This is a genomic window from Tardiphaga sp. GW822-FHT04G09, assembly GCF_058800725.1.
The window spans coordinates 224,861-249,544 of record NZ_JBXAMO010000008.1; the positions used below are offsets into that span (position 1 = coordinate 224,861).

The following is a 24,684-nucleotide window of genomic DNA, read 5'->3' on the forward strand; positions in this document are numbered from 1 at the left end:
TCACAGTGAGATGATGGCGGCCAGCTCCGCGTCCAGCGCAGCACCGGAAATCTCCATCATTTCAAGCGTTTCCGTCCAGAGCAGGGCGGCGCGGATCGGCCGGTCCGGGTATAACCTGGCGAGCACGCCGCGATACAGCGCCAACTGCCGGACGTAAGCCTTGGGTGCCTCGATCAGCTTTCGCGGCGGATTATGATTGGTCTTGTAATCGACGATCCGGATCTCGCTCTTGGTCAGGACCAGCCGGTCGATCTGGCCCGACACCAGAACCGGCGAGCCGTCCTTTCGCGTCAACCGGCCGGCCACGGCCACTTCGGCGCGACTGCCCGGCGCAAACAGCTCGGCGAGGCGCGGATCGCCGATCAGCGCCAGCACCTGCGTGGCCAGCGCCACCCGGTCAAGGTCGGTCCAGCCGTCCCTTTCTTGGGCGTTACGGGCAAGGAAGCTCAGCCCGGTCTCGCGGCGTTTCTCCGCGGCGATATCGGGCAGCGATTGCAGCAGCCGATGCACGAGATTGCCGCGTTGCAGGGCCAGTTGGCGCAGCCGCTCGGATTCCCCCGTGCGCTGGCCGCGCCCGTCGTCATCGTCTTCGGCGTCCGATGGGCGGAGCAGGCTTTCGCGGCGCGGCTGGTCGCCGACCTTGTCGCTTAGCCACGCCGGCAGCACGATTGGCGCAGCCGCAGCGGCAGGGGTTGCAGTGCCCGGCGCGGGTACGATGTCTTCCACCCGCGTATAGCGTTTCACCACGCCGTCCGGCGGCGGGACCTGTTGCATGTGAAGGCCCGAGTTCTCGAGGCCCTTCTGGATCAGATCGTACCAGGACAGCGGCCGCACCTCGTTGCGATTGCCGGGCATGCAGCCGCCGACGATCAGGCGGTCGGCTGCGCGCGTCATCGCCACGTAAAGCAGCCGGCGATACTCGTCTTCGGTATCGCGGATCATGTCGGCGCGCGCCGCCGCCACAGCCGGCGGATCGTCCGCTTTCTTGCCGGCCCAGACCACGACGCCCGGTGCGTTCGGCGCGGCATTACCCTGCGGCAAATGGATCAGGTTGAGCCGCTGTGAATCCGCGGGCGACGATGTGGTATCGACCAGGAACACCACCGGCGCTTCCAGACCCTTGGCGCCGTGCACGGTCATCACGCGGACTTCATCGCGCGTGATTTCCATGTCGCGCTTCACCTCGGTGTCGGCGGCGCGCAGCCACGCGACGAAGCCCTGCAGCGAGGCCGGTGCCTTGCGCTCATAGCCCAATGCAAGTTCGAGAAACTCGTCGAGCGCATCATTGGCTTCATGGCCGAGCCGACGCAGGATGCGCGCGCGGCCATGGTCGCCGCCGAGCAGCCAGGCGTAGAACGCGAAAGGCGTCTCGCTCGCACAGCGCTTCTCGCAGGTGATGAGCCGTTTCAGAGCGTTGCCGAGTTTGGCATCGTTCGCCGCCTTTTCACCGAGCGCGTCGCGCAACGATCCCGTGCGCTCATAGGCCAGCTTGAACAGATCGTCGTCGTCGAGGCCGAATAGCGGGCTCTTCAACACGGTCGCCAATGCCAGATCGTCCTGCGGCAGCAGCAGCGCATCGGCCAGGTTCATCAGGTCGATGATGGCGATATGTTCGGTGAGCTTCAGACGGTCAGCGCCGGCGACCGGAATGCCCGCATGTTTCAGCGCCTGGATGATGGCGTCAAAGGCCTTGCCTCGGCGACGCACCAGCACCAGCATGTCGCCATAGCGCAGCGCGCGGCGCTTGCCGATGGGGCCGGTCTCCGTCTTCGCCGCGATCAGGTCCTTGATCTCGGTCTGCACACGGCGCGCGAGCTTCACTTCGGGGCTTGTCTCGGAGCGCTTGTCGAACGGCGCTTGCCAGCCTTCGATGCTGGGCCGGTCGTCAGGCTGTTCCAGCTCCCACAGATCGATCAGGCTGGGTCCGGCATCGTCCAGCGTTTCATGAATCGGATAGCCGTTCTCCACTGCATGGATGCTGCGGAAGATCGCTTCGTCGCGAAACACGTGATCGACCGATCGCAGAATGGCCGAGCCCGACCGGAAGGAATGGCTGAACGCAATGGGATCGAATTTCATCCCGGCGTCCTTGAACCTGCTCTGCAGTGCCTTGCGCCGTAGGTCGAATTCGCGGGGTGCTGCGCCCTGGAACGAGAAGATCGATTGCTTCTCGTCGCCAACCGCGAAGATCGTGCGCTTGAGGCTGTCGCGCGCGCCTTCGCCGGAGGTGAATTCCGAGATCAGGTGGGTGATGATGTCCCATTGCCGCGGGCTCGTATCCTGCGCCTCGTCGATCAACACGTGGTCGACGCCGCGATCGAGTTTGAAATGCACCCAGCTCGACGACACCCGGTCGAGCATCTCCAGCGTGCGCGCGATCAGGTCGTCATAGTCCAGCAACCCGCGTTCGTTCTTTTCGCGGCGATAATTTTCCGCCACCTGGCTGGCGATCACCAGCAGCGACTGGGTGCGTTCGCGCATGGCGACGGCGCGGCGTCGCTCCAGCAGCGGGATCACGCGGTCGCCCTCGCGCTGCAGGGCTGCCAAGAGGTCCGGACGGTTGTCGGCGATCTTCTTGGTGGCCAGCGACTTTCGCAGCGACTGATCCTTGGTCAGGAACAGTTCGAGATATTTCTCGACCTGTTCGGTGCCCGACAGCGACAATGCCTCGCGCAGTCGTGTCGCCTGATCGTTGTCGGTCTTGCTGCCGGTTTCGAAGATCTCGGCGGCGGGTATCCAGCGCTCGCGCGGCAGATGGGGCCCGTCGATGATTTCGAGCTCGACATTCTCACGGCTGTCTTCGGGCGCCACGCCCAATGTCGCCGAGAGCTGCGCCATCGCGGCGTCGGTCGAGCCGGCACGTGCGATCCAGGCCAGGAATTGATCGCGGGAGAGGCTCGCCTCGCGCACCACGTCGCGGAAGGTGACATCGGCAGCGGACGTCATGGCCGTCGTCAGCGCGCGGCCTTCGGCGCTGCCGGGCGCGGCGGCTGCATGCAGCAGCACCTGCAGGCTGGCGCGCTCCATCATCTCGTTCTGGTCGCGATCATCGAGCACGCTGAACCGCGCCGGCACATTGGCCTCGAACGGAAACTGCTGCAGCAGCCGCGTGCACAGGGCGTGGATGGTCTGCACCTTCAACCCGCCTGGTGTTTCCAAGGCGCTGGCAAACAACTCGCGGGCTCGCGAGCGCAGTCTGCTGTTCGACGCGGGAACGCCGGCATTTTTGATTTCCGCGTCGAGCGCGGCATCATCGAGCGTGACCCAGTGGCCGAGCCGCGTGAACACGCGTTCGGCCATGTTGGCCGCGGCTGCCTTGGTGAAGGTGACGCAGAGGATCTTCTCGGGCGGCACGCCATCCAGCAGCAGCCGGATTACGCGATTGACCAGCACATAGGTCTTGCCGGAGCCGGCATTCGCGGAGACGAACACCGAGGATGCGGGATCCGACGCAAGCTGCTGCCTGGCACTCGCCGCGGGCGGGATGTTGCGCGGGCCACTCATGACTCGGCTCCCCCAGAGCCACCATTGGCAGACCACTCCTTGATCCGCGCCAGATCGTCATAGCTGCCATAGCGATTCGACCACATGGACAGGCTCAGCGACGTATAGGCGGTGGCCTCGTCCTCGAATGTGCGGATCAGCGCCTCCAGCTTGGCACGCGCTTCGATGGCAGCATCGTCCGGCAATTGCGCCTCGTCCTTGCGCTCGATCTTCAGTTCGAGCGACCGCTCTTCGCCGGGCGGATTGTTGCCGCTGAGCCGGACATAGACCAGCTCGCTGACGGACGATCCTGCAGCGATCCCGGCGAAGCCGCCCTCGCGCAGGATCGCGGCTTCCAGCGTGAGTTGCGGCGACAGGCCCATGCGGACCTGTTTGCCGGTCGGCGGCTGGCCGGTCTTGTAGTCGAGCAGTGCGAAAGTGCGGTCGCTGCGATGTTCGATGCGGTCGGCGCGCGCCGACAGATGAAAGATGCGGCCGTGATCGAGCGGGATCTTGATCTCGCCGCGCACTTCCGCATCGATGCTGGCGACATTGATGCGGCGGTCGATCTCCCAGGCGGCAAACCACGATGCGATGCGCAGGAAGCGCGGCCACCATAATGCCCGCGCCTCGGGCCGCGCCATCAGGGGGGCAAAATGCTGATCGCCAATCCGGCGCAGCTCACGGGCGGGATCGTCAGGCAGCGCCTTGCTGTATGCGATGGTGAAGTCGCCGAGCGCGGCATGGATCGCCGATCCCCGGTCGGCAGCCGACAGCGGCATGTCAACGGGATCGAGCGGTGCCAGACCCAGAATATATTTGGCATAGATCGTGTAGGGATCGCGCAGCCAGTCCTCAATGGCGGTGACCGACAGTCTGAGCGGCCGCGCGGCGCGCGGCGGCCGGGGCTCCGGTTGCGTGATCGGCGTGACTTTGTCCGGTCGGTCGAGTTCTTCGGCGTAACGAACATAATTCTCGCCCGCAGCAACTGCTGCGTTCCAGCGCGCTTTACCGGTGACGGCTTCGAGCCGATGCAGGAAGCGCGACGCGACAGCCGGCGCACCGCCGACTTTTGCCGCGTGGCTGAGAATGACCTCGTCGCTGCCGAGCAATTGCACGAAGTCATGCGCGGTCAACCCGATGCGACGCTCCGGAAGGTCGAGGCCGAGTTGATGGCGCATCGGACGGCTGAGCCAGGGGTCGATGCGCGGCGATGGCGGCCAGATACCTTCGACAAGGCCGCCGAGAATCACGCGGTCGGATTGCGTCAATCGCGCTTCGAGCTGACCATAGATGCGCAGTGTCGCATTGGCGACTTCCGGCCGGCGTACGATGCGATCCGCAAAAGCGGTCTGGAACACATCGGGGTAATCGCGCAGCTGCATCATCAAGCCGCTTGGACGCAGGCGATCCTCGCCACCGTCTTCGGCCGGCTCCTTCACGAGCAGATCGTCGAACGCCTTGGTGAGCGGCGTGCCCTCGCGTCCGACAAGCGCGACATCATTGCCTTTGTCATCACGCGACAAAAGCTTGATCGCCTCGCGGTGCCGCAAGGCGACTTCGGCGAAATCGATCGGCCTGACGGGATGGATGCCTTCCAGCGGCGCCAGCGCCGCCCGCAATCCGGCGATCAATTCCTCCGCGCGGTCGAGTTGGTCGTCGTTCAGTTTCGCGCGCGGCTCCGCGCCATGTAGCATGGATGCCTCGCGGCGTCGGAGCTTGCCGAGCTCGTCGCGGAATCGCATGAAGTCCTGCGCCAGCCCGGCGGTGCCGGGCGTCGGCCGCGTGCCGCGCAGCAGCGCAAGTTCGAGCGTCTCGATCGCGTCTTTCCAGGAGTTCGGTGCAGCATCCAGACGAAACAGCGGATGTTTCAGTAGGGCCAGCAATGTCGCCGGCTCGAGCTGTTCTGCTGCGGCCTCGGCGATGAGGCGCGCGAAGATACCGGCCGACGTCTCCGTCAGCGCATCGCCGCCGGAATCGTCGAACAGCAGATTCCAGCGCCCGAGCGCGGCCATCACCCGGCGCGCCAGCGCGCGGTCGGGAGTCACGAGGGCTGCGGACTTCTTCAGCTCATGAGCCTCGCGCATCGCAATCGCGATGGCCAGCGCTTCCATTTCCGGATTTGCGGCGGCGATCACGGAGAGATTTTGCATCCCGGCAGCGATCTTCTGCTCGACGGCAGGCTGCGCCAGTCGCGTATGCCACTGCGCCGTGGCATTGGACGGCCGCATGGCTTCCGACGTCAGCAATTCGCGGCCCTGTGGGGATGGCGTGCCGAGCGTCATCACGTCACGGCGCGTGATGCCAAACCGCTCCAGTAGCGCATGGAGCGCGAATTGCGGATGGTTCGACGCGGAGGATTCGGTGCGGCCCAATGCATCCCTGGTGCCGCCGATGAGATTCCATGCGATGTCGTCGAGGTCGGTATCGAGCCCCGGCAGAACGACGGCGCCATCAGGCAGTTGCGCGACTTCGCGCAGAAACTTCGCCGTCGTCGGCATCGAGCCGGTCGAGCCTGCCGCGATGATCGGGCCGCCTTTGTGAACCTTCAGGCGTGCCGCCTCGGCATCGATCAGCAGATCGCGGCGCACAGCGGGCTCGATCGCATGATGGGCGGCAAGAATATCCGGCCAGACATTCCTGGCGATGCTCAGAAACTGCAGCGTGAGTTGCCAGTATTGATCGAGCGCATCGGGCACCAGCCCGTCCAGCGCGCTCCAGTCGACCTTACGCGTCGCCATGTCGTCCATCAGCCGCGCGAGATCGTCGGCAAGGGCGAGCGTCGAGGCCGGTCCACCGACCACCAGCGGCGTCTGCGTGGGGTCGCCGGGCGCAAGCTGCCTGGCCCATGCGGCAATCAGTTGCGCGAGCAGCAGGCGGCGCTGCAATCCATCGAGTGCAGCGGGCGCATCCAGCCTTTCAAGCGCCTCGGGCGATGCCGCCTGCGCAAAGGCCAGCTCCTCCTCGTCGACATCGCCGAGCGGCACGATACGCGGCAGCAGCACGGCGTCGGTGCCGAGCACGTCGAGGAAGATTTCCTGCGCCATGCGTCCAGCGCGGCGCGTCGGCAGATACAGGGTGACGGTTGCCAGCGTCTCCGGCGCGTTGCGCGCGGAGAATCCCTCGACGAGATCACCGTCGACGAGCGCGGTGATCAGCGTGCGCAGAAACGGCGCCGAGGATGGAATGTTGAAGACGCGCATGAACACCCTGATTCGTGATCAGGGTGCATCATGGCATGGCTGGGAAGGCGACGGGAGTCGCAGGAAACTCAGGCGACGCTGGCGAGGAACGCATCTTCCGCGGCGCGCACGGCATCGGGCGTGCCGACATGCATCCAGACGCCTTCCATGCGCAGGCCGAACAGGCGCTCCTGCTCGTTGGCCTTGTCGAACAGTTTGGTCAGCGAGAATTCGCCGGATGGTGCATCCTTGAACAGCGCGGGCGAGAGGATCGCGACGCCGGCATAGACGAACGGGACGACCTGGTTCTCCTTGCGGCGACGCAGCGCACCATCGGTGAGCATCGCGTAGTCGCCGGAGCCGGCATAGCCGATGCTGTTTGCGGTGGGTGCCATCAGCAGCAGGATATCCATGCGTGCGGGATCGAAGGCGTCGGCGAGGCGCGCCAGATTCGGCTGCACGCCGTCGATCCACATCGTGTCGGCATTGAGATGATAGAACGGCTCATTGCCGAGCAGCGGCAGGGCCTTCACCACAGCACCACCGGTACCCAGCACCTGATCGCGCTCGTCGGAAATAATGATCTTCGGTTTGGTGCGCGTCGCGACATGATCGATGATCTGGTCGGGCAGGTAATGCACATTGACCACCGCCTCGGTCACGCCTGCAGCAGCGAGCTTGTCGAGTACGTGATCGAGCAGCGGCTGTCCGGCGACACGGACCAGCGGCTTCGGCAGATTGTCGGTGAGCGGTCGCATGCGCAGGCCGAGGCCGGCGGCGAGAACCATAGCTTTGTTGGGTCTTACGGACATGGCGACGTTGGCCTTGGTAGAAGGATGGGCCTTGAAGGATGGATGGCCCTGATGGAATCGTTCTCGAATTTTTGAGCTGAAATAATGGTAGCATGGCGGCGTGCCGCATGCATGAACCTATCGAGCCATAATGGGCCGAGATGACGCAGGTGCGACAATTGCACCCGCCTGCACAGTCATGTTTCGGCGCCTTGAGTCTCCGGACGTTTCGCCTTTTTCTTTATGTCGTTGGGTTTGAGAAAATTCACGCCAATCTGATCACCATTGACCCAGCCGAGTTCGCAGCGGCGATAGGCAAGTCCGGTGGACGAGAGCAGAAGGAAGAATTCTTTCAGGTTCAGTCCTTCGACCGAACCATCGACGGTGAGCTTGGCACCGGTCTCGGAAATATCTTCCATGATGCACGAGCGACGCCAGGTACCGTCGATGCCCATCATGTGCGCAGGAAAACCGCGCTCGAAAACGACCCGATCTCCCGCACGTCGCTCCGTCATGACACGTCCCTTGTCCAGTACGCCAAGCCGCGCACGTGCAGGGCTCATGCGCAGAATAGGGCGCCTGCAACTAATAAGTGGTTAAGGAAGTGTTAGAGCGTTTTCGAGCGAAGTGGAGACCGGTTCGCATCAAGAAAACGCATTGAAATAAAAGGCTCTAGGCGCGGGGCGGTGGTACATGCGCTGCATACCACTGCTGGAACGGCGCCAGCGTCGGATGCGCCAGCGAGCGGTTGAGATAGGTCCAGATTCGCGGTTGGTGCTTGAGATAATGCGGCTTGCCGTCGCGGCGGTTCAGGCGGGCAAATGTCCCGAGCAGTCGCGTATTCCGCTGTGCCGACATGATCGCATAGAGCTCGGCAAAGGCCGCGGCATCGAAAGCCGGATCGGCTGCGCGCCGCGCCTTGATATAGCGCGTCAGCATGGTCAGCTCCAGATGCTCGGGCACGTCGATGCGCGCGTCCTGCAGCAGCGACACGAGATCATAAGCGGGCGGGCCGAGCACCGTGTCCTGGAAATCGATCACGCCGACCCTGTTGATGCCCTCGCGGTCGTCGAGCCAGATGATGTTCGGCGAATGAAAGTCGCGCAGTACCCAGGTCCTTGGTGCCGCAGCGGGTTTCGCCAGCAGCTCGCGCCACATCGAGAAGAACTCGGTGCGTGCCTCATCGGCGAGCGGCGCGTTACGGTCCGGCAGGTACCATTCCGGCATCAGGCCGATCTCGACCAGCAATGCATCCGTGTCGAAGACGGGAATAGCGTAGTCGACATGTGGCGACAGCGGCAGCGTCTCCGGCAGCGTCTTGCCGTGCAGCATTGCGAGCATGTCGGTCGCAGCCTGGTAGCGCTCGGCGATCGGCGCGGACGGCTCGCCTTCGATCACCGGCACCGTGCCGAAATCTTCGGTGATCAGGAATCCCGCGTCGAGATCGGCGTGATGGATCGCCGGAGCGGAGATACCCTGCGCGCGCAGACCGTTCGCAATGGCGACGAACGGTTTGACATCCTCGGCCAGATGCACTGCCGCGCTGTAGGACTTGCCGCTATAGATCGGCGCACCATCCGGCCGCTTCGGCGCATTCATCAGGATGAAGACGTTGTCACCGTGGATCAGCCGCGCATAGGAACGCGTTGAGGCGTCGCCGGCCATGCGCTGTCTGATAGCGTCGAGATAGCGTGCCTCTTCGAGAAATTCACGCAGTGCCTTGAGGCGCAGAACGATGGATGCGGCGTTGCCGTGACCGGTGATCTCCGCCGCCCGCGCCACGGAACCCAGTGCCGGCCGGTGGCTGAGCGCGATATCGATACGATCCGGTGGCAGTGTGCCATTGGCGCGCTCCGGCCATTCGATCAGCGCGACCACGCCATCCGGGAGCGGTGAGAGACCGATCTCTTCGAGCTCGCTCGCGTCGTTGATGCGATAGAGATCGGCGTGGATAAGAGGAAACGACGGCAGGTCGTAGCTCTGCGCCAGCGTGAAGGTCGGACTCGGTACTTCGAGCTCGGAATCCCCAGCGAGATAGCGGATCATCGCACGCGCCGCGGCGGTCTTGCCGGCACCGAGATCGCCTGAGAGCGTAATGACATCGCCGGGGCCGATCAGCAGAGCGAGGTCGGCCATCAGTTGCGCAGTGGCGTTCTCATTTGCGAGCGCCAGCGAAAATGTGCAGGGCTCGTTGATGACAGGTTCGCTCATTCGGCGGCGTTGCGATGCGCGGTCTGGTCGATGGGGAAATCGCAGCTGACGGTGGTGCCCTTGCCCACGGCGGAATCGACGCGGACCTTGCCGCCGTGCAGTTCGACGAAGGAGCGCACCAGTGACAGGCCGAGCCCGGCGCCACGATGGCGCGAGCCATTGGCGTGGCTCTCGAACCAGTCGAACACCTTGTCTTTCACCTCAGGCGGAATGCCCGGGCCGCGATCGGTGACAGTGAATGTAATGGTGTGATCGGAACGTCGTGCGGTCAGCGTGATCGCGGCATCATGCGGCGAGAAGCCGACGGCATTGGCCAGCAGGTTATACAGCACCTGCACCACGCGGCTCTCGTCGCCGGTGAAGCTGCCGATAGCGGGATCAACATCGATCTGCAGCGCGATGCGGTCGCGCACCAGTCGGTCCTGAATGCCTTCGGCTGCTGCAGAGATGGTCTTGCGAATATCGATCGGGCCGAGATTCAGCGTCATCGCGCCGGCGTCGATGGTGGCGAGATCCAGGATGTTATTGATGATCGCCAGCAGCGCGCCGGTCGAGGTGGTGATGTAGTCGAGATATTCCGCCTGCTTCGGCATCAACGGGCCGGTCACGGGATCGCTGAGCAGATGCGCGAAGCCGATGATGGTGGTCAGCGGCGAGCGCAGTTCGTAGGAGACGTGGTGGACGAAGTCGACCTTCATCTGGTCGGCGGTCTCGAGCGCCTCGTTGCGCTCGCGCAGCGCGCGCTCGACATTCTCGGCGTCGGAAATGTCCTGGAAGGTCAGCATGGTCGCGCCATCGGGCAGCGGCATGGTCATGCAGGCCAGCACGCTGCCGTCCTTGCGCTCAAGCTTGAGCGGCACCGACTTGCGATTGTCGATGCCGGTAATGGCGCTGCGGATCGCCTGCCATGTCGGGGTATCGTCGAACAACGGCCGGCACCAGGTCTCGACCATCTCGATATGCGGACGCTGTTTCAGCGATTCGTCCGACAGCTTCCACATCTTGGCGAAAGCCGGATTGAACAGTTGCGCGCGGCCGTTGCTGCCGAACACTGCGACGGCTTCGGCGAGATTGTCGAGCGTCTCGCGCTGAACGCGGATCAGGCCGTCGAAGCGCCGTGCCAGTTCGAGGCTCTCGGTCACGTCGTCGAACAGATAGGTGACGCCACCTTCGGGATTGGGTGTGGTGACGATGGAGAGCGCGCGGCCGTCCGGCAGATACCAGACATCCTTATGGGCTTCGACGGCGCGATAGGCTTCGTGCAGCTTGGCTTTCCAGGCGCGGAAGTCCGGCTGCTCCGGCAGTTTTCGCGCGGCCCGGAGACGGTCCAGCACGCTGGAATCGTCGGGATTGCTGTCGAGGAAGGTGCGGTCGAGATCCCACAGCCGGCGATAGGCGTCGTTGTAGAAGGTGAGGCGACGCTGGCCGTCGAATACGGCAACGCCGGAGGACAACTGGTCGAGGGTGCGGCGATGCGCTTCGGCCATACGCACGAGGGCAGCGCTGAGTGCCGCGGCCTCGCTGGCGTCGATCGCCATGCCGGCGCTGCCGCTGGCGACCTTAGCGGCGTGGACGTCGAAAATGCGGCGTTCGCCGGAGATCACGATGGGCAGGCGCGCGGCGAAAGGCTGGTTGTCGTTCAGCGCCCGCGCCAGATTGCCGCGATCGTCGCTGTCCAGCAGTTCCAGATTGCGACGGACCGCATCGCCCGTATCAGTCGCTTCAGTCGCACGCGCATAGGCGGCATTGGCGAAACTCAAGCCGCCATCGGCACCCTTGGCCCAGATCGGCCATGGCGCCGCATTGGCGAAGCCGCGGAGAATCTCGGCTTCCTCGGCCAGCTCCTTGTAACGCAGCGAGACTTCGGCGAGCTCGCGGCGCAAACCGCTCAATTCGCGAATCCGGACAATGGCCTGGCCGCCGATGGCGCGGCCCATCGCCTCGATGGCGCGGCCGCTCGACGTCGTCAGATTCAGCAGGAAACCTTCGCCGGCATCGAGTAGCGCATCGACGGCGTGATCCATCCGCAGCGCGGGTTCCGGCGGCAACCAGGTTCCGAAAGCGAGGATGCGCTGCGGCTGATGGGTCTGCACGTCCTGCGACATCATCAGTGCGGTGTCGCCAGAGATGTCGGGGCGGTTCTCGCCAGCAGCCCAGGCGATCAGCACTTGCGGTTCGGTGAACAGCAAGGCGCGAAAGCGGTCGGCTTCGACCTGCAGCGTGTGCAGTTCGGAGCGCAACTTCGCCTCGGTCCTGGCGGAGCGAATGCGATTGTGCATCAACAGGATGGCGGAGACGACGGAGAAGCCGAGTACCGCTGTGGCTGTCGTCAGGGCTGCGATTTCCTGGCGATCGAGGTCGAGCAGGTTGGCCAGCGTCTGGGTGATGAAGGGGCCGTCAGCTGCCGACGCCGAGGAAGTGGCCAGAAGTGCAGACGCACTAATGCCGACAAGCCCGTCGCGCACCATAGAAGTGCACGACAGCAAGGTCCGACGCATCGCCGCGATCACGCCTGACATCATTCGCCCCAAACCGCACGTCTTCCCGACCAGCCCCGCCCGATCGCGAATCGTTTGACAATATCCGCTTCGGGAGTCGCCGGGTAAGAGTCCAGACCGTGAACGCAGAGTCCCCGGTTAAAAAATGCAGGCGCCTTTGATTCAAATGCTGCGCAATGTGACGAAATGCGCGCTATCGGCCGGTGGATCCGAAGCCGCCGCTGCCGCGTTCGGTCTCGCCGAGTGCTGTGGCCACCACGAGTTCCGCATGCGTGACCGGCGCGATCACCATCTGCGCGATTCGCTCGCCGCGTTTGATCGTGAAATCTGCCGGGCCGTGATTGATCAGGAGTACGCCGATCTCGCCGCGGTAATCGGCGTCGATGGTACCGGGTGAGTTCAGCACGGTGACGCCGTGCTTGGCGGCAAGGCCGGAGCGTGGGCGCACCTGCGCTTCATAGCCGGGTGGCAGCGCGATGGTCAGCGCGGTCGGCACCAGCGCATATTTGCCGCTGGCGAGAATCGTCGGCTGGTCTTCGGGAACCGCGGCGAGCAGGTCAAGGCCGGCAGCATGTGCGGTCTGATAGGCCGGCAGCGCGAGGCCTGCGCCATGCGGGAGCTGCTGGACGTCGACCTGTACGGGGATGGCAGCGCTCATGATTGGTCTTTCGTGGATTACGTCGATTTATTTGATGTCACCGCGTCGGCGATTCGCGCGACCAGGGTCGTCGCGACCTGTTCCTTGCTCATCGGTGCCCACGAATCAACGGCGATATCGGTGCTGTCCGTGCTGCGCGTCAGCAGATGCACGGTATTGTCGTCGCCGCCCATGATGCCAGTGGCCGGCGAGACGTCGTTGGCGACGATCCAGTCGCAGCCCTTGCGCGCGATCTTGGCTTTGGCGTTGTCGATCAGATGTTCGGTCTCGGCGGCGAAGCCAATCACCAGCGGCGGACGACGCTCGGGAAGTTTCGAGATCGTGGCGAGGATGTCGGGATTTTCGGTAAGCTGCAGCGGCGCCATTGCGGCACCGGCCGTCTTCTTCAATTTCTGCGCACCTTCGTTGACGACGCGCCAATCGGCCACGGCCGCCGCGAAGATCGCGATGTCGACCGGCAACGCGGACTGGACCGCCGCGAGCATGTCGCGCGCGGATTCGACATGCGTCATGGTCACGCCCGGCACCTCGTCGAGATCGACCGGGCCTGACACGAGAATCACCTCGGCACCTGCGGCCCGTGCCGCAGCGGCAATCGCATAGCCCTGTTTGCCGGACGAGCGATTGGCGATGTAGCGCACCGGATCGATCGGCTCATGGGTCGGACCTGCGGTGATCAGCACGCGCTTGCCGGCCAGGGGCTGCGCGCGCGGCGGACGGAGGAAGCTGTGCGCGGCAATCGCAATCTCGGTCGGCTCCGCCATGCGGCCGATGCCGGATTCGTTGCGCTCGGCCATCTCGCCGGCATTCGGCCCGATCATCCTTACGCCATCGCGCTGCAATTGCGCGGCATTGCGGCGGGTCGCTGCGTTATTCCACATCAGTGGATTCATCGCCGGCGCGATCAGAATGGGTTTGTCGGCGGCGAGCAGAATCGCAGAGGCCAGATCATCGGCGTGGCCGTTGGCCATCTTTGCCATCAGATCGGCAGTCGCCGGCGCCACAACGATCAGATCGCATTCGCGCGCAAGACGAATATGCCCGGCATCGAATTCGCTCTGCGGATCGAACAGGTCGGTATAGGCGCGCTCGTTGGACAGCGCACTGGCAGCGAGCGGCGTGACGAATTGCTGCGCGGCCCGGGTCAGCACCACGCGGACATGGATGTGCCGCTCCTTCAGCCGGCGGATCAGATCGAGCGCTTTATAGGCTGCGATTCCGCCCCCGATGATCAGCGTCACGCGGAGCTGATCGTCGATATTTTTCAAGGGCTTGGGCAGGTTTTCGGGGCCTGGCGCGTCTTGCGGAAAACTCGCGTCAGGCTTGAGGCCGTCTTGCGACGCCTCGCGCAAGATGACCCGCACCTCGTCCTCGACCGATCGACCATTACGCGCCGCGCGCAGGCGCAATTCGTCGCGGATGGCATCGTCGAGTTTACGGATGGTCAGGCTGGCCATGATGATCTCACGCTCGTTATGACAGCAATGCTAGCACGAAATGCCAGCATTGCAATCAATCGCTAGCGGACCGAGAGCAGCAGTCCCAGGAACGACAGCGCGATCACCCAGACGCCAACCGTACGCCAGCGCAGCTGCTTGGCCCGCGCCCGCGCGATGGCGGCGATGGTTGCGTCGTCGAGCCTGACGCCGTCCCGGGTCATGGTCTCCAACTGTTCGAGCACCGTCAGCGCCCGCGTCGCCAGGGCCGGCAGGCTGCCGACGACCTTGCCGAGTTCGCCGGCGCCGGACAGCGCACCCTGGATTTTGCCGAGCGGTCCGAGATTGCGCTCGATCCATTCGCGGACGACGGGATCGGCGACCTTCCAGATGTCGAGCTTGGGATCGAAGCTTCGCGCGACACCTTCGACAACAACCATGGTCTTCTGCAGCAAAATCAATTCCGGCCGCGTGCGCATGTCGAACAGACCGGTGACCTCAAGCAGCAGCGTCAGCAGCTTGGCCATCGAGATTTCTTCGGCGGTGCGATTGTGAATCGGCTCGCCGATGGCGCGGATCGCCTGCGCGAAATTCTCCACCGAGTGATGGCCCGGCACATAGCCGGCCTCGAAGTGAACTTCGGCCACGCGGCGATAGTTGCGGGTGATGAAGCCGAGCAGAATCTCCGCGAGGAAGCGGCGCTCCTTCAGCCCGAGCCGGCCCATGATGCCGAAGTCGACGGCGACGAGGCGGCCGTCAGGATCGAGGAACAGATTGCCGGGGTGCATGTCGGCATGGAAGAAGCCGTCGCGCAGCGCGTGGCGCAGGAAGCTCTGGATCACCTTGCGGCCGAGATCCGGCAGATCGACGTTGGATTCTTCCAGGGACTTGTGATCGTTCAGCGCGATGCCGTCGATCCATTCCATGGTCAGCACATTGTGCGAGGTGCGATCCCAGTCCACCTCCGGCACGCGGAAGTCCGGATCGTTGCGGGTGTTCTCCGCCATCTCGGACAGTGCTGCGGCTTCGAGACGAAGATCCATCTCCATCGCCACCGAGCGCGACATGGTATTGATGATCTCGATCAGGCGAAGGCGCCGCGCCTCGGAAAAATGCTCTTCAGCCTTATGGGCGACGTAAGCGAAATCGCCGAGGTCGCGGCGGAATTGCGCGGCGACATTCGGGCGCAGCACTTTCACGGCGTAGGTCTTGCGGACACCGTCCTTGTCGATCTCGGCGCGATGCACTTGCGCGATCGAGGCTGCGGCAACTGGCGGGCTGAAGCTCGCATAGAGCTGCGCCATCGGCCGTTCCAGCGAAGCGGCGACGACGCCTTCGGCTTCGGTCAGGGAAAACGGCGGAAGCCGGTCCTGCAGGCTTTCGAGATCGCGCGCCATGGCGATGCCGACCACGTCGGGGCGCGTCGCGAGAAACTGTCCGAGCTTGAGATAGGCAGGTCCCAGCCGCGTCAGTGCGCGCGACAGCCGTGCGCCGGATTTGGCGCCGGGCCGCTCAATGAGCCGCGCCATGCGCAGCGCGAGTTGTCCCGGCGGCGGCACCAGCGAGGGATCGACGACGCCGAACACGCCTTCGCGCGCAAACACGAAGCCGGCGCGGGCGAGCCGCGCCATATGATTGAGTGCAGAGATCACAAACGCCAGCCCGAATGCAGCGCGACGATGCCGCCCGAGAGGAGTTCATATTTCACGCGGGAGAAGCCGGCCTCGCGAATCATATCGGCAAAGATCGGCGGCTTCGGAAATTTGCGGATCGATTCGACGAGATACTGGTAGGATTCGGAATCACCGGTGACGGCCTTGCCAAGCGGCGGGATCACCTTGAACGAGAACAGGTCGTAAATCTTGTCGAGACCGGGCACATCGACGGTCGAGAATTCGAGACAGAGGAAACGGCTGCCCGGCTTCAGCACACGATAGGCCTCGGACAGTGCGCGATCGATGCGCGGCACGTTGCGGATGCCGAAGGCGATCGTATAGGCGTCGAAACTCTTGTCGGCGAACTGGAGCTGCTCTGCATTGCCCTCGACGAAGGAGACCTGGTGTTCGAGATGCTGCTTGATGGCGCGCTCGCGGCCGACTCCCAGCATTCCCGTATTGATGTCGCAGACCGTCGCGGAAAAGCCGAGGCCCGACGCCCTGGCGGCGCGGAAGGAAATATCGCCGGTGCCCCCGGCGACGTCGAGCAGGGCGAAGGGCGCATCGGAACGCGGCGGGTTGAGCTGATTGATCATCACGTCCTTCCAGACGCGATGCATGCCGCCGGACATCAGATCGTTCATCAGGTCGTAACGCTGCGCGACGCTGTGGAACACATCGTTCACCAGCGTCTGTTTGTCGCCCACGGGGACGTCCCTGAAACCGAAATGGGTGGTTTCGCCCGGCTGATCCATCGTTCTCATCTCAAAAGCCTCATCGCGGCGGACCATAGCGCGCCTGCGGCAATGGGGCTATCACGTCCCCATCTCAAGGTGAATGACGTGAATCATGCCTGAATTGCCCGAAGTCGAGACCGTCCGCCGCGGCCTGCAGCCGGCCATGGAGGGGTCGAAGATCACCCGTCTGGATCTCAGGCGAAAAGACCTGCGGTTTCCGTTTCAGCCGGATTTTGCCGGGAGGTTGCAGGGCCGGACCATTACCAGCCTGGGCCGCCGCGCCAAATATCTGCTGGCTGATCTGGATTCCGGCGATGTGCTGCTGATGCATCTGGGCATGTCCGGTTCGTTCAGGGTGATGTCCGATGAAGAAAATGTGATCCCGGGCGCCTTCCATCATCCGCGCAGCGACGAGCGCGCGCACGACCACGTTGTCTTTCACATGTCCTCTGGCCCGTCGGTGATCTACAACGACCCGCGCCGCTTCGGCTTCATGAAGATATTTGCGCGCAGCGAGATCGAGAACGAGCCGTTCCTGAAAGACATCGGCCCGGAGCCGCTGGGCAACGCCTTCGATGCGGCCATGCTGGCCGACGCCACCGCAGGCAAGAAGACCAGCCTCAAGGCCGCGTTGCTCGACCAGCGTGTCGTCGCAGGCCTCGGCAACATCTACGTCTGCGAAGCGCTGTTTCGCTCGCATCTGTCGCCGCGGCGGCTGGCTGCGACACTGGCGACAAAAAAAGGCGAGCCGACCGATCATTCCAGACGACTGGTCACCGCGATCCACGAGGTGCTGAACCAGGCCATCAAGGCCGGCGGTTCGTCGCTGCGCGACCATCGCCAGACCGATGGCGAGCTGGGCTACTTCCAGCATTCGTTTCAGGTCTATGACCGGGAAGGCGAGCCGTGCCAGACCGATGGCTGTTCGGGCATCGTGAAGCGCTTCGTGCAGAACGGGCGGTCGACCTTCTGGTGTCCGAAGTGTCAAAGGTGACACTGCGCCCGCTTGATTTGCTGACACGTCATTGCTGAATATCGACCGTCACATGTCCTTCAACGCGGCGGCTGCGGCCTCTGCCACCCCCGTACGCGATGTCATCAGCGGCTGAATGCGCTGCCCGAAGTCTTCAACGCCCTGGACGAAGTCGTCGAAGGTGAGCAAGACGCCCTCGGTCCCCGGCACGGTGGCGACCTCGTCGAGCATGCGGGCGACATTGGCGAATGAGCCGACGAAGGTCCCCATATTGATATTGACCGCCGAGGTCGGGTCCGCCATCTGGCGAATGTTGGTGTCCTTGCCGGACTTGGTGTCGACGGCGCCCTGTACGCCCAGCCAGGCGACCGCCTCGTGATCGACTCCGGCTTTGTAGTGCTCCCACTTTGCAAACGCAGCTTCGTCGGTCTCCGCTGCGATCACCATGAACAGCACATAGGTCGTGACGGTCCGGCCGGTTTCGCGTGTGGCCTCGATCAGCCGCTCAGCGGCGGGGGCGAAATCTGTCGGGGTATTGACGCCTTTGCCGAAGCAGAAATTGTAGTCGGCGTATTTTGCAGAGAAGGCCATTCCGGCGCCGCTCTGGCCGGCGCAAATGATCTTCATGTCGGCTTGAGGTCGCGGGCTGACGCGGCAGTCCTCCATCTGGAAGAACTCACCTTTGCGATCCGAGGCGCCGGTCTGCCAGAGTTCGCGGAGGATCTCGACATATTCCGAAAGATATTCGTAGCGGCGTGCGAAATATTCGTCGCCCGGCCAGAGCCCCATCTGTGAATATTCGGGGCGTTGCCAGCCGGTGATCAGATTGAGTCCGAAGCGGCCATGTGAAATCGAATCGATGGTCGCTGCCATGCGTGCGGCAATCGCAGGCGGCATGACGAGCGTCGCTGCCGTCGCGAACAGTTGAATCCGCTTGGTCACCGCGGCCAGGCCGGCCATCAGGGTGAAGGATTCCAGATTGTGATCCCAGAATTCGGTTTTCCCGCCGAAACCGCGCAATTTGATCATCGAGAGCACAAAATCGAGGCCGTAATGCTCGGCCTTGAGCGTGACCTCCTTGTTGAGGTCGAAAGTCGGCATGTATTGCGGTGCATTTTCAGAGAGCAACCAGCCATTGTTTCCGATTGGAATGAATACGCCGACCTTCATCTCGCTCTCCTTCGCAACCGCGTGACGCCCCGGTGCATCGCGAACCATTCTGCTTGCGTTGAGCAAAGCAACAACCGTGCCGATATGCTCCCTTGCCTCGACCAGCGATCTCACCATGAAGGAAGAGGTTGCAGGCGATGCATTTCCGTCCATGATCTGCCGCCAACGCCGCATTGAGGACGCCCATGACTGACGCATCGTCTCCCTCCATCCGCTTCAACGATGGCGCGTCCTATGAGCGGATGATGGGCGTCTGGAGCCGCAGCGCCGGCGAGGTCTTTCTGGATTGGGTGGCGCCAAAGCCGGGTCTTGCCTGGGTCGATGTCGGCTGCGGCAACGGCGCCTTCACGCAGCTGATCGCCGAGCGCCATGCGCCGTCGGTGATCGACGGCATCGATCCCTCGGAGCCGCAGCTCGCCTATGCGCGGACGCGGCCGGGTGCCGCGATGGCGACGTTTCATCTGGGCGACGCGATGGCGCTGCCGTTTTCCGACAAATCCTTCGATGTTGCCGTGATGGCGCTGGTGATCTTCTTCGTGCCGGAGCCATCGAGGGGCGTTGCGGAGATGGTGCGCGTCGTGTCGCCCGGCGGCACGGTGGCAGCCTATGCGTGGGATATGGACGGTGGCGGTTTCCCGCTGCAGCCGATCCTCGGTGAACTCAGCAAGATGGGTCACATGCCGTCGCTGCCGCCGAGGGTGGACGCGTCACGCCTCGACGTGATGCAGTCGCTGTGGACCTCCGCCGGCCTGGTCGAGGTCGAAACGCGTGTGATCGATGTGACCCGTGCGTTTACCGATTTCGATGACTTCTGGTCGGCCTCGTCCGCGGGGCCATCGGTGACGGCAGCTTTGACGGTGATGACTCCGGAGGAGATCGTTCAGCTCAAATCGCGCGTGCGGGCGGGACTTGCGGAGGATGCAACGGGCCGGATCACCTGCAGTGCCCGCGCCAATGCCATCAAGGGGCGGGTGCCCGGCTGAGGCAGGGCGACTGCCAGCTACCGTGATCCAATCGCCGGAATTTTTCCGGCAATATTTCTTCAATTTGAAGGGGTGCATAAGTAACGAAATAACCAAAATGCGCGCAAACGCTCGCATGGTCGGGTTTTCTATGGTGGTGGAGATGTGCCGTAGAGGGTGAACCCGTGTCCGTTGAAAAATTCCTCAAGCAGCGCGCCGTCAATATCGTCGTCAGCGGTCAGTATACACTGTCGAACTGGCTGGATGCCGAAGGCAAGCCGCGGAGCTTCGCCTGCCGGACCAGCCGCGTCTCGCCGTTCAGGATGATTGTCGATGTGCCTGTGGTGGGCCGTATCGGCGATCGCATCACACCCTATTTTGGCGACTTTGGTCAGCTCGAAGGCCGCATCAGCGACGCCATTTCCGGCAGCTTGCTGCTCGAACTCAACATGACGCCGCCGATGCGCCAGAAGCTATCGGACAAGCTGATCTGGCTGGAGAAATTCCAGAAAGACCCCATGGTGCGCGAAGAGCGCAAGCAGGCGCGCCTCATTCCCGCGAGCCCGCATTCCACGCTGGCCTTGGCCGACGGCAGCGTGAAAAGCTGCTTCGTCATCGACATGTCGGTGTCCGGCGCTGCCGTGTCAGCCGATGTGCAGCCCGAGGTCGGAACGCCGCTCGCCGTCGGCGCCTGCGTCGGCCGCGTGGTGCGCCATCTCCCGGGCGGCTTCGCAGTGAAATTCGTCGAGCAGCAGAATCGCGAACACCTCGAACGCCGGATCATCCGTGCGCCGGCAGCACCTGCGCCGCGCGCGACGCCGTTCGCGGCGCAGATGGATACGATGTACGAGGAAGTGGATTAGAGCATCGGATAGGCCGCTGCCTATGACAGCCAGTTCTCAACCTTGAGACCGCTCACCCGTTTGAACTCCTTCGCATTCGCAGTTACCAGCGTGGCATCGACGGCGCAGGCGTGAGCCGCTATCAGCAGGTCATTCGGGCCGATGGGGATGCCCTTCTTTTCGAGGTCGTGGCGAATGCGCGCGTATTCGGTGTCGGCCGGGCTCTCCAGCGGCAGGATGTCGAGTTCATTCAGCACCTGCTCTACGAGTTGCGAGAGCCGCGGCGAACTGCGTTTGGTGCATCCAAACCGTAATTCGGCAGAGGTGATGATACTGACGCAAAGCCCCTCGGCGCCGAGTTTGCGAATTCTCCCGGCCGCACGGCCCGCTGGATTTCGGATCAAATCCGAAATGATATTTGTGTCGAGCATGTAGCGTGGAGTGTTCAAAGCTCGATGTCCCTTAACGGGCGCAAGCCTGCATCGACATCCGGAAATTCTTCGGCGAAGGGTTCCATCGTATCGAGCAGTGCGAGCAGGCCGCGTTTGCGTACGGGCTCGATCACGAGCCTGTCGCCGTCGCGGTGCATGACGGCTTCGTCGCCCGGTAACTCGAATTCGACGGGAATACGGACCGCCTGATTGCGGCCGTTACGAAACAGCCTGACATGACGGGAGTCGGTCATCGGCACCTCCGTGGCATATGCCTAAGCATAGGCCAAAAAAGCCCCGATTTCCAGCGAAAACTACTTTCGCACGCAGATCACACGCACCATCGCAGCCTTGGCGTCCGCCGAGGTGCCGGTCGCGCTCACGCCATTCGCTTTCACGAAATTCCGCACCAGATCCGCGGGCACCAGAGCCGCCTGCGGCGCCGCATTCGGCGGACCGGCCACGAGCAACGGCTTCAATTGCGCGAGTCCTGCGAATTTTCCGTCGCTGTCGATGGCGGCTGCGCCGGCAAAGCCGAGCCCCGGGGCAGGTGACAGCGCCAGTTCGCTTCCGGTGCCGACCGGCGTGGCGACTGCCTTCACACTGGTGATGGCTGCGCCGCCGCCCTGGTTCTGCGGATCGGCGATGCCGATGAGATCGAGATTGGGTTTTGCAGCACCCGTACCAAGCGACAGCGGCTTCAGCTCGCGCGCGCCATAGATACGCAGCAGCGCGAGATCGTGCGCCTTGTCCTCGGCGAGTTTGTCCGCATTGCCATAACCGGCAACGACGATGGACATGCAGCCATCCACCGCCTGTCGGTCGGTGACGATGGCGCCGTCATCGCTCACCACGATGCCGCTGGCATATTCGACTTTCTTGCGGGGCGGCGGGCCCATCGCCTGTGCGCCGATGGGGAATGCGTTGAAGGCCGAGGACATCGCGATCACCACCGGCTCCATCGTGCCTTCGGTCGCCTGATCATAGAAGATCGAGAGGATGCGGACCTCGGAGTCCTTGAATTGGCCACGGATGTAGAACTTCTTCTGGTTCTGCAGGCCGGACAGGACGAAGAAATCCGGCTTCACCACCTGATAGTCGATCTTGCGGCCGGGCTCCTTGCGCTCCGCCTCGGCGAGCTTCGCGGTGGAAGGCGCGTCCTCCTTGCGGCGCGCCAGCGTGATCTGGATCGTGCCGGTGGATGACGACCACTTGCTGCCGTTCGCGTCGGAGGCCTGCTGTGGCACCAGCTTGCCGGGAATGCCGAGCCGTGCGCCGGTCACCATGTCGGTGACCATTTTCCAGCCGACATTGTCCTGAAGCTTCTTCGCCGCGGCGCGCAGCAGATCGCGCTCCTGCGGGTTCAGCACGCCCGTTTGCTTGCCGCCGTTGTCCTTCTGGAACGTCTTGATCGCATTGACCATGCGATCCGAGACCTCCCCGGTGATGGCGCCGTTATACTGCCCGGTCCATGCCAGATCCGACTGGATCCCGAGCCGCTCGGCCTGCGCCATGGCATTGGCGGTGTCCGCGGGGGTCTGCAGCGCCGGGCGGATCGGCGTGGTCGTCACCGGCTTGGGTTTGATGCCCTGCACCGCGGGAGGCGTCGCCTGCACCTGCGCATGCGCCGCAGAGACTGCCACGATCATCAATGTTGCTGAAAGCATCGATCTCATGACATGTCCGGTGTTGAAGCTGGTGATTGATTTCAGTGGAATTAAGCACATCTCGTGGGTCGGTGACAGCGCGGGAAGGGTCCACGACAATGCGGGACAGGGCGTAACGATACGATGCTGAATGCCGATGAACTCGAGCGCTATGCGCGCCATATCGTGTTGCGCGAGGTCGGCGGTCCCGGCCAGGCGGCGCTGCAGCGCGCGAAAGTGCTGGTGATCGGCGCCGGCGGGCTGGGTGCACCGGCGCTGATGTATCTGGCCGCGGCGGGCATCGGCACACTCGGCGTGATCGATGACGACACGGTATCGCTGTCCAATCTGCAGCGGCAGATCATCCATGCGACGCCGGATATCGGCGCGCTGAAAACCGAGAGCGCCGCCGCAAAGATCCATGCGCTCAATCCGCATGTGAAATTTGTCGGCCATGCTGTCAGGCTCAACGCCGCGAATGCGATGGCGCTGTTGTCGGGCTACGATCTCGTGCTCGACGGTTCCGACAATTTCGTCACGCGCTACCTGATGTCAGACGCGTGCTATCTCGCGAAGAAACCCCTGATCTCTGCGGCGCTCGGCACCTTCGATGCGTCGCTGACCACGATCCGGGCCCATGAGGCCAATGCAGCGGGCGTGTTGAATCCGACCTATCGCTGCCTGTTCCCGGAAGCGCCGCCGCCGGGCACGGTGCCGAGCTGCCAGGAAGCCGGCGTCATGGGCGCGCTGGCCGGCATGGTCGGTTCGATGATGGCGCTGGAAGCGATCCGCGAGATCGTCGGCTTCGGCGAGGGGCTGGTCGGACGCCTGCTGATGATCGACGCCCGCAACATGCGCTTTGAAACGCTGCGTTACGGGCGCGACCCGGCGAATCCGCTGAACGGGGATGCGCCGAGCATCCGGGATTTGAGCGCGTATCTGTGATCTTCAGGCCCGCTTCTTCTCGCTGTCCAGATGCGCCAGATGCTCGTCCGGATAACGGCCGCCGGCTGCCGCATCGGCCGGGATCGCCTCCGCCAGCGCCTTGAGATGCGCGGGCGTGAGTTTCACATCCAGCGATCCCAGCGCTTCAGTGAGTCGATCGCGCCGCCTGGCGCCGACCACGGGCAGGATGTCCTGGCCTTGCGCGGCAACCCAGGCGATGGCGACCTGCGCGACCGAGGCACCGATCTCGCTGGCGATAACGCGGATTTTTTCAACCAGAGCCAGATTCTGATCGATATTTGCAGCGCTGAAGCGTGGGCTGTGGCTGCGATAGTCCTTTGCGTTCATGCCGTTCTTGGTGAAGTGGCCGCCGATGAGACCGCGCGCCAGCACGCCGTAAGCCGTGATGCCGATGCCGAGCTCCCGGCAGGTCGGCAGGATGTCGTCCTCGATGCCGCGCGAGATCAGCGAATATTCGATCTGCAGGTCGGTGATCGGGTGCACTTTATGGGCGCGGCGGATGGTCTCGGAGCCGACTTCGGACAGGCCGATATGTTTGACGTAACCGGCCTTGATCAGGTCCGCGATGGCGCCGACGGTGTCCTCGATGGGCACATTGGGGTCGAGCCGGGCGGGGCGATAGATGTCGATGGCCTCGACGCCGAGCCGCACCAGCGAATAGGCCACGAAATTCTTCACGGCTATCGGGCGGTTGTCGAAACCCATGAAGGCACCGGCGGGATGGCGCATGCCGCCAAATTTGACCGAAAGCTGCAGGTTGTCGCGGCTGCGGCCGCGCAGGGCTTCGGCGATGAGGAGTTCGTTGTGGCCCATGGCGTAGAAGTCGCCGGTATCGATGAGGGTGACGCCGGCCTCCAATGCGGCGTGGATGGTGGCAATGCTCTCGCCGCGGTCGGCGGGGCCGTAGACATCCGACATACCCATGCAGCCGAGGCCGAGGGCGCCTACTTTGGGGCCGGTCTTTCCGAGTTGAAGATGGTTCATGGTGGTGCTCCCAGAAAGCGGCAGGCCCGATCCATACCGATCCTTGCCGCTGCCGCCGG

19 protein-coding genes are annotated in these 24,684 nt (G+C 63.6%); 4 read left to right on the forward strand and 15 right to left on the reverse strand.

Annotation, left to right across the window (positions count from 1 at the left end; genetic code table 11):
• The 10 genes from addA to ubiE form a co-directional block, all read right to left on the reverse strand.
• The gene (gene addA / locus AC1RLZ_RS16780) at positions 1 to 3,504 is read right to left on the reverse strand and encodes a double-strand break repair helicase AddA (RefSeq protein ID WP_493189509.1); all 3,504 of its coding nucleotides are present in this window, start codon (positions 3,502 to 3,504) and stop codon (positions 1 to 3) included.
• A complete protein-coding gene (gene addB / locus AC1RLZ_RS16785; RefSeq protein WP_493189510.1) occupies positions 3,501 to 6,686 on the reverse strand; it encodes a double-strand break repair protein AddB in 3,186 nt (1,061 codons plus the stop codon). Before addB ends, addA begins: the two co-directional genes overlap by 4 nt.
• Positions 6,687 to 6,754: 68 nt before the next feature.
• The gene (locus tag AC1RLZ_RS16790; protein WP_493189511.1) at positions 6,755 to 7,477 is read right to left on the reverse strand and encodes a nucleotidyltransferase family protein; all 723 of its coding nucleotides are present in this window, start codon (positions 7,475 to 7,477) and stop codon (positions 6,755 to 6,757) included.
• Positions 7,478 to 7,653: 176 nt separating this feature from the next.
• Positions 7,654 to 7,971, reverse strand: coding sequence for a PilZ domain-containing protein (locus tag AC1RLZ_RS16795; protein ID WP_493189534.1), 318 nt, complete (start codon positions 7,969 to 7,971; stop codon positions 7,654 to 7,656).
• 157 nt (positions 7,972 to 8,128) lie between these two features.
• Positions 8,129 to 9,652 carry a tRNA (adenosine(37)-N6)-threonylcarbamoyltransferase complex ATPase subunit type 1 TsaE gene (gene tsaE / locus AC1RLZ_RS16800; RefSeq protein ID WP_493189535.1) on the reverse strand — a complete coding sequence of 508 codons (1,524 nt, stop codon included), beginning with the start codon at positions 9,650 to 9,652 and terminating at the stop codon, positions 8,129 to 8,131.
• Positions 9,653 to 9,663: 11 nt separating this feature from the next.
• Positions 9,664 to 12,186, reverse strand: coding sequence for a sensor histidine kinase (locus tag AC1RLZ_RS16805; protein ID WP_493189512.1), 2,523 nt, complete (start codon positions 12,184 to 12,186; stop codon positions 9,664 to 9,666).
• 172 nt (positions 12,187 to 12,358) lie between these two features.
• A complete protein-coding gene (gene dut, locus AC1RLZ_RS16810) occupies positions 12,359 to 12,823 on the reverse strand; it encodes a dUTP diphosphatase (protein WP_493189513.1) in 465 nt (154 codons plus the stop codon).
• A 17-nt stretch (positions 12,824 to 12,840) separates the two neighbouring features.
• Positions 12,841 to 14,280 carry a bifunctional phosphopantothenoylcysteine decarboxylase/phosphopantothenate--cysteine ligase CoaBC gene (coaBC, locus tag AC1RLZ_RS16815; protein WP_493189514.1) on the reverse strand — a complete coding sequence of 480 codons (1,440 nt, stop codon included), beginning with the start codon at positions 14,278 to 14,280 and terminating at the stop codon, positions 12,841 to 12,843.
• Positions 14,281 to 14,342: 62 nt separating this feature from the next.
• Positions 14,343 to 15,911, reverse strand: coding sequence for a 2-polyprenylphenol 6-hydroxylase (ubiB, locus tag AC1RLZ_RS16820; protein WP_493189515.1), 1,569 nt, complete (start codon positions 15,909 to 15,911; stop codon positions 14,343 to 14,345).
• Positions 15,908 to 16,669 (reverse strand): bifunctional demethylmenaquinone methyltransferase/2-methoxy-6-polyprenyl-1,4-benzoquinol methylase UbiE, encoded by a 762-nt coding sequence (gene ubiE, locus AC1RLZ_RS16825; RefSeq protein WP_371423614.1) that lies wholly within the window; start codon positions 16,667 to 16,669, stop codon positions 15,908 to 15,910. Before ubiE ends, ubiB begins: the two co-directional genes overlap by 4 nt.
• A 94-nt stretch (positions 16,670 to 16,763) precedes the next feature.
• Between ubiE and mutM the strand changes: the two genes are divergently transcribed.
• Positions 16,764 to 17,645: a bifunctional DNA-formamidopyrimidine glycosylase/DNA-(apurinic or apyrimidinic site) lyase gene (gene mutM / locus AC1RLZ_RS16830; protein ID WP_493189516.1), complete on the forward strand. Its 882-nt coding sequence runs from the start codon at positions 16,764 to 16,766 to the stop codon at positions 17,643 to 17,645.
• Between the two features lie 48 nt (positions 17,646 to 17,693).
• Here the strand turns inward: mutM and rutA are convergent, their stop codons facing one another.
• Positions 17,694 to 18,794 (reverse strand): pyrimidine utilization protein A, encoded by a 1,101-nt coding sequence (rutA, locus tag AC1RLZ_RS16835; protein ID WP_493189517.1) that lies wholly within the window; start codon positions 18,792 to 18,794, stop codon positions 17,694 to 17,696.
• Between the two features lie 185 nt (positions 18,795 to 18,979).
• Here rutA and AC1RLZ_RS16840 point away from each other — a divergent pair, with 185 nt between their 5' ends.
• Together AC1RLZ_RS16840 and AC1RLZ_RS16845 are read left to right on the forward strand one after the other, a co-directional pair.
• A complete protein-coding gene (locus AC1RLZ_RS16840; RefSeq protein WP_493189518.1) occupies positions 18,980 to 19,777 on the forward strand; it encodes a class I SAM-dependent methyltransferase in 798 nt (265 codons plus the stop codon).
• Positions 19,778 to 19,941: 164 nt separating this feature from the next.
• Positions 19,942 to 20,619, forward strand: a complete 678-nt coding sequence (locus AC1RLZ_RS16845) for a PilZ domain-containing protein (protein ID WP_493189519.1) — start codon at positions 19,942 to 19,944, stop codon at positions 20,617 to 20,619.
• 20 nt (positions 20,620 to 20,639) lie between these two features.
• Here AC1RLZ_RS16845 and AC1RLZ_RS16850 read toward each other — a convergent pair whose 3' ends face one another.
• From AC1RLZ_RS16850 to AC1RLZ_RS16860, 3 genes are read right to left on the reverse strand one after another with little or no spacing between them, the layout of a single operon-like run.
• Complete coding sequence (locus AC1RLZ_RS16850; RefSeq protein ID WP_493189536.1) at positions 20,640 to 21,029, reverse strand: type II toxin-antitoxin system VapC family toxin; 390 nt, start codon at positions 21,027 to 21,029, stop codon at positions 20,640 to 20,642.
• A 14-nt stretch (positions 21,030 to 21,043) separates the two neighbouring features.
• Positions 21,044 to 21,283 (reverse strand): antitoxin, encoded by a 240-nt coding sequence (locus AC1RLZ_RS16855; protein ID WP_493189520.1) that lies wholly within the window; start codon positions 21,281 to 21,283, stop codon positions 21,044 to 21,046.
• A gap of 60 nt (positions 21,284 to 21,343) precedes the next feature.
• Positions 21,344 to 22,705, reverse strand: coding sequence for a serine protease (locus AC1RLZ_RS16860; protein ID WP_493189521.1), 1,362 nt, complete (start codon positions 22,703 to 22,705; stop codon positions 21,344 to 21,346).
• Positions 22,706 to 22,819: 114 nt separating this feature from the next.
• Here AC1RLZ_RS16860 and AC1RLZ_RS16865 point away from each other — a divergent pair, with 114 nt between their 5' ends.
• On the forward strand, positions 22,820 to 23,620 hold the full coding sequence (locus AC1RLZ_RS16865) for a HesA/MoeB/ThiF family protein (RefSeq protein WP_493189522.1): 801 nt from the start codon (positions 22,820 to 22,822) through the stop codon (positions 23,618 to 23,620).
• A gap of 3 nt (positions 23,621 to 23,623) precedes the next feature.
• Here AC1RLZ_RS16865 and AC1RLZ_RS16870 read toward each other — a convergent pair whose 3' ends face one another.
• Positions 23,624 to 24,625, reverse strand: coding sequence for an aldo/keto reductase (locus AC1RLZ_RS16870; protein WP_493189523.1), 1,002 nt, complete (start codon positions 24,623 to 24,625; stop codon positions 23,624 to 23,626).
• Positions 24,626 to 24,684: the final 59 nt, after the last annotated feature.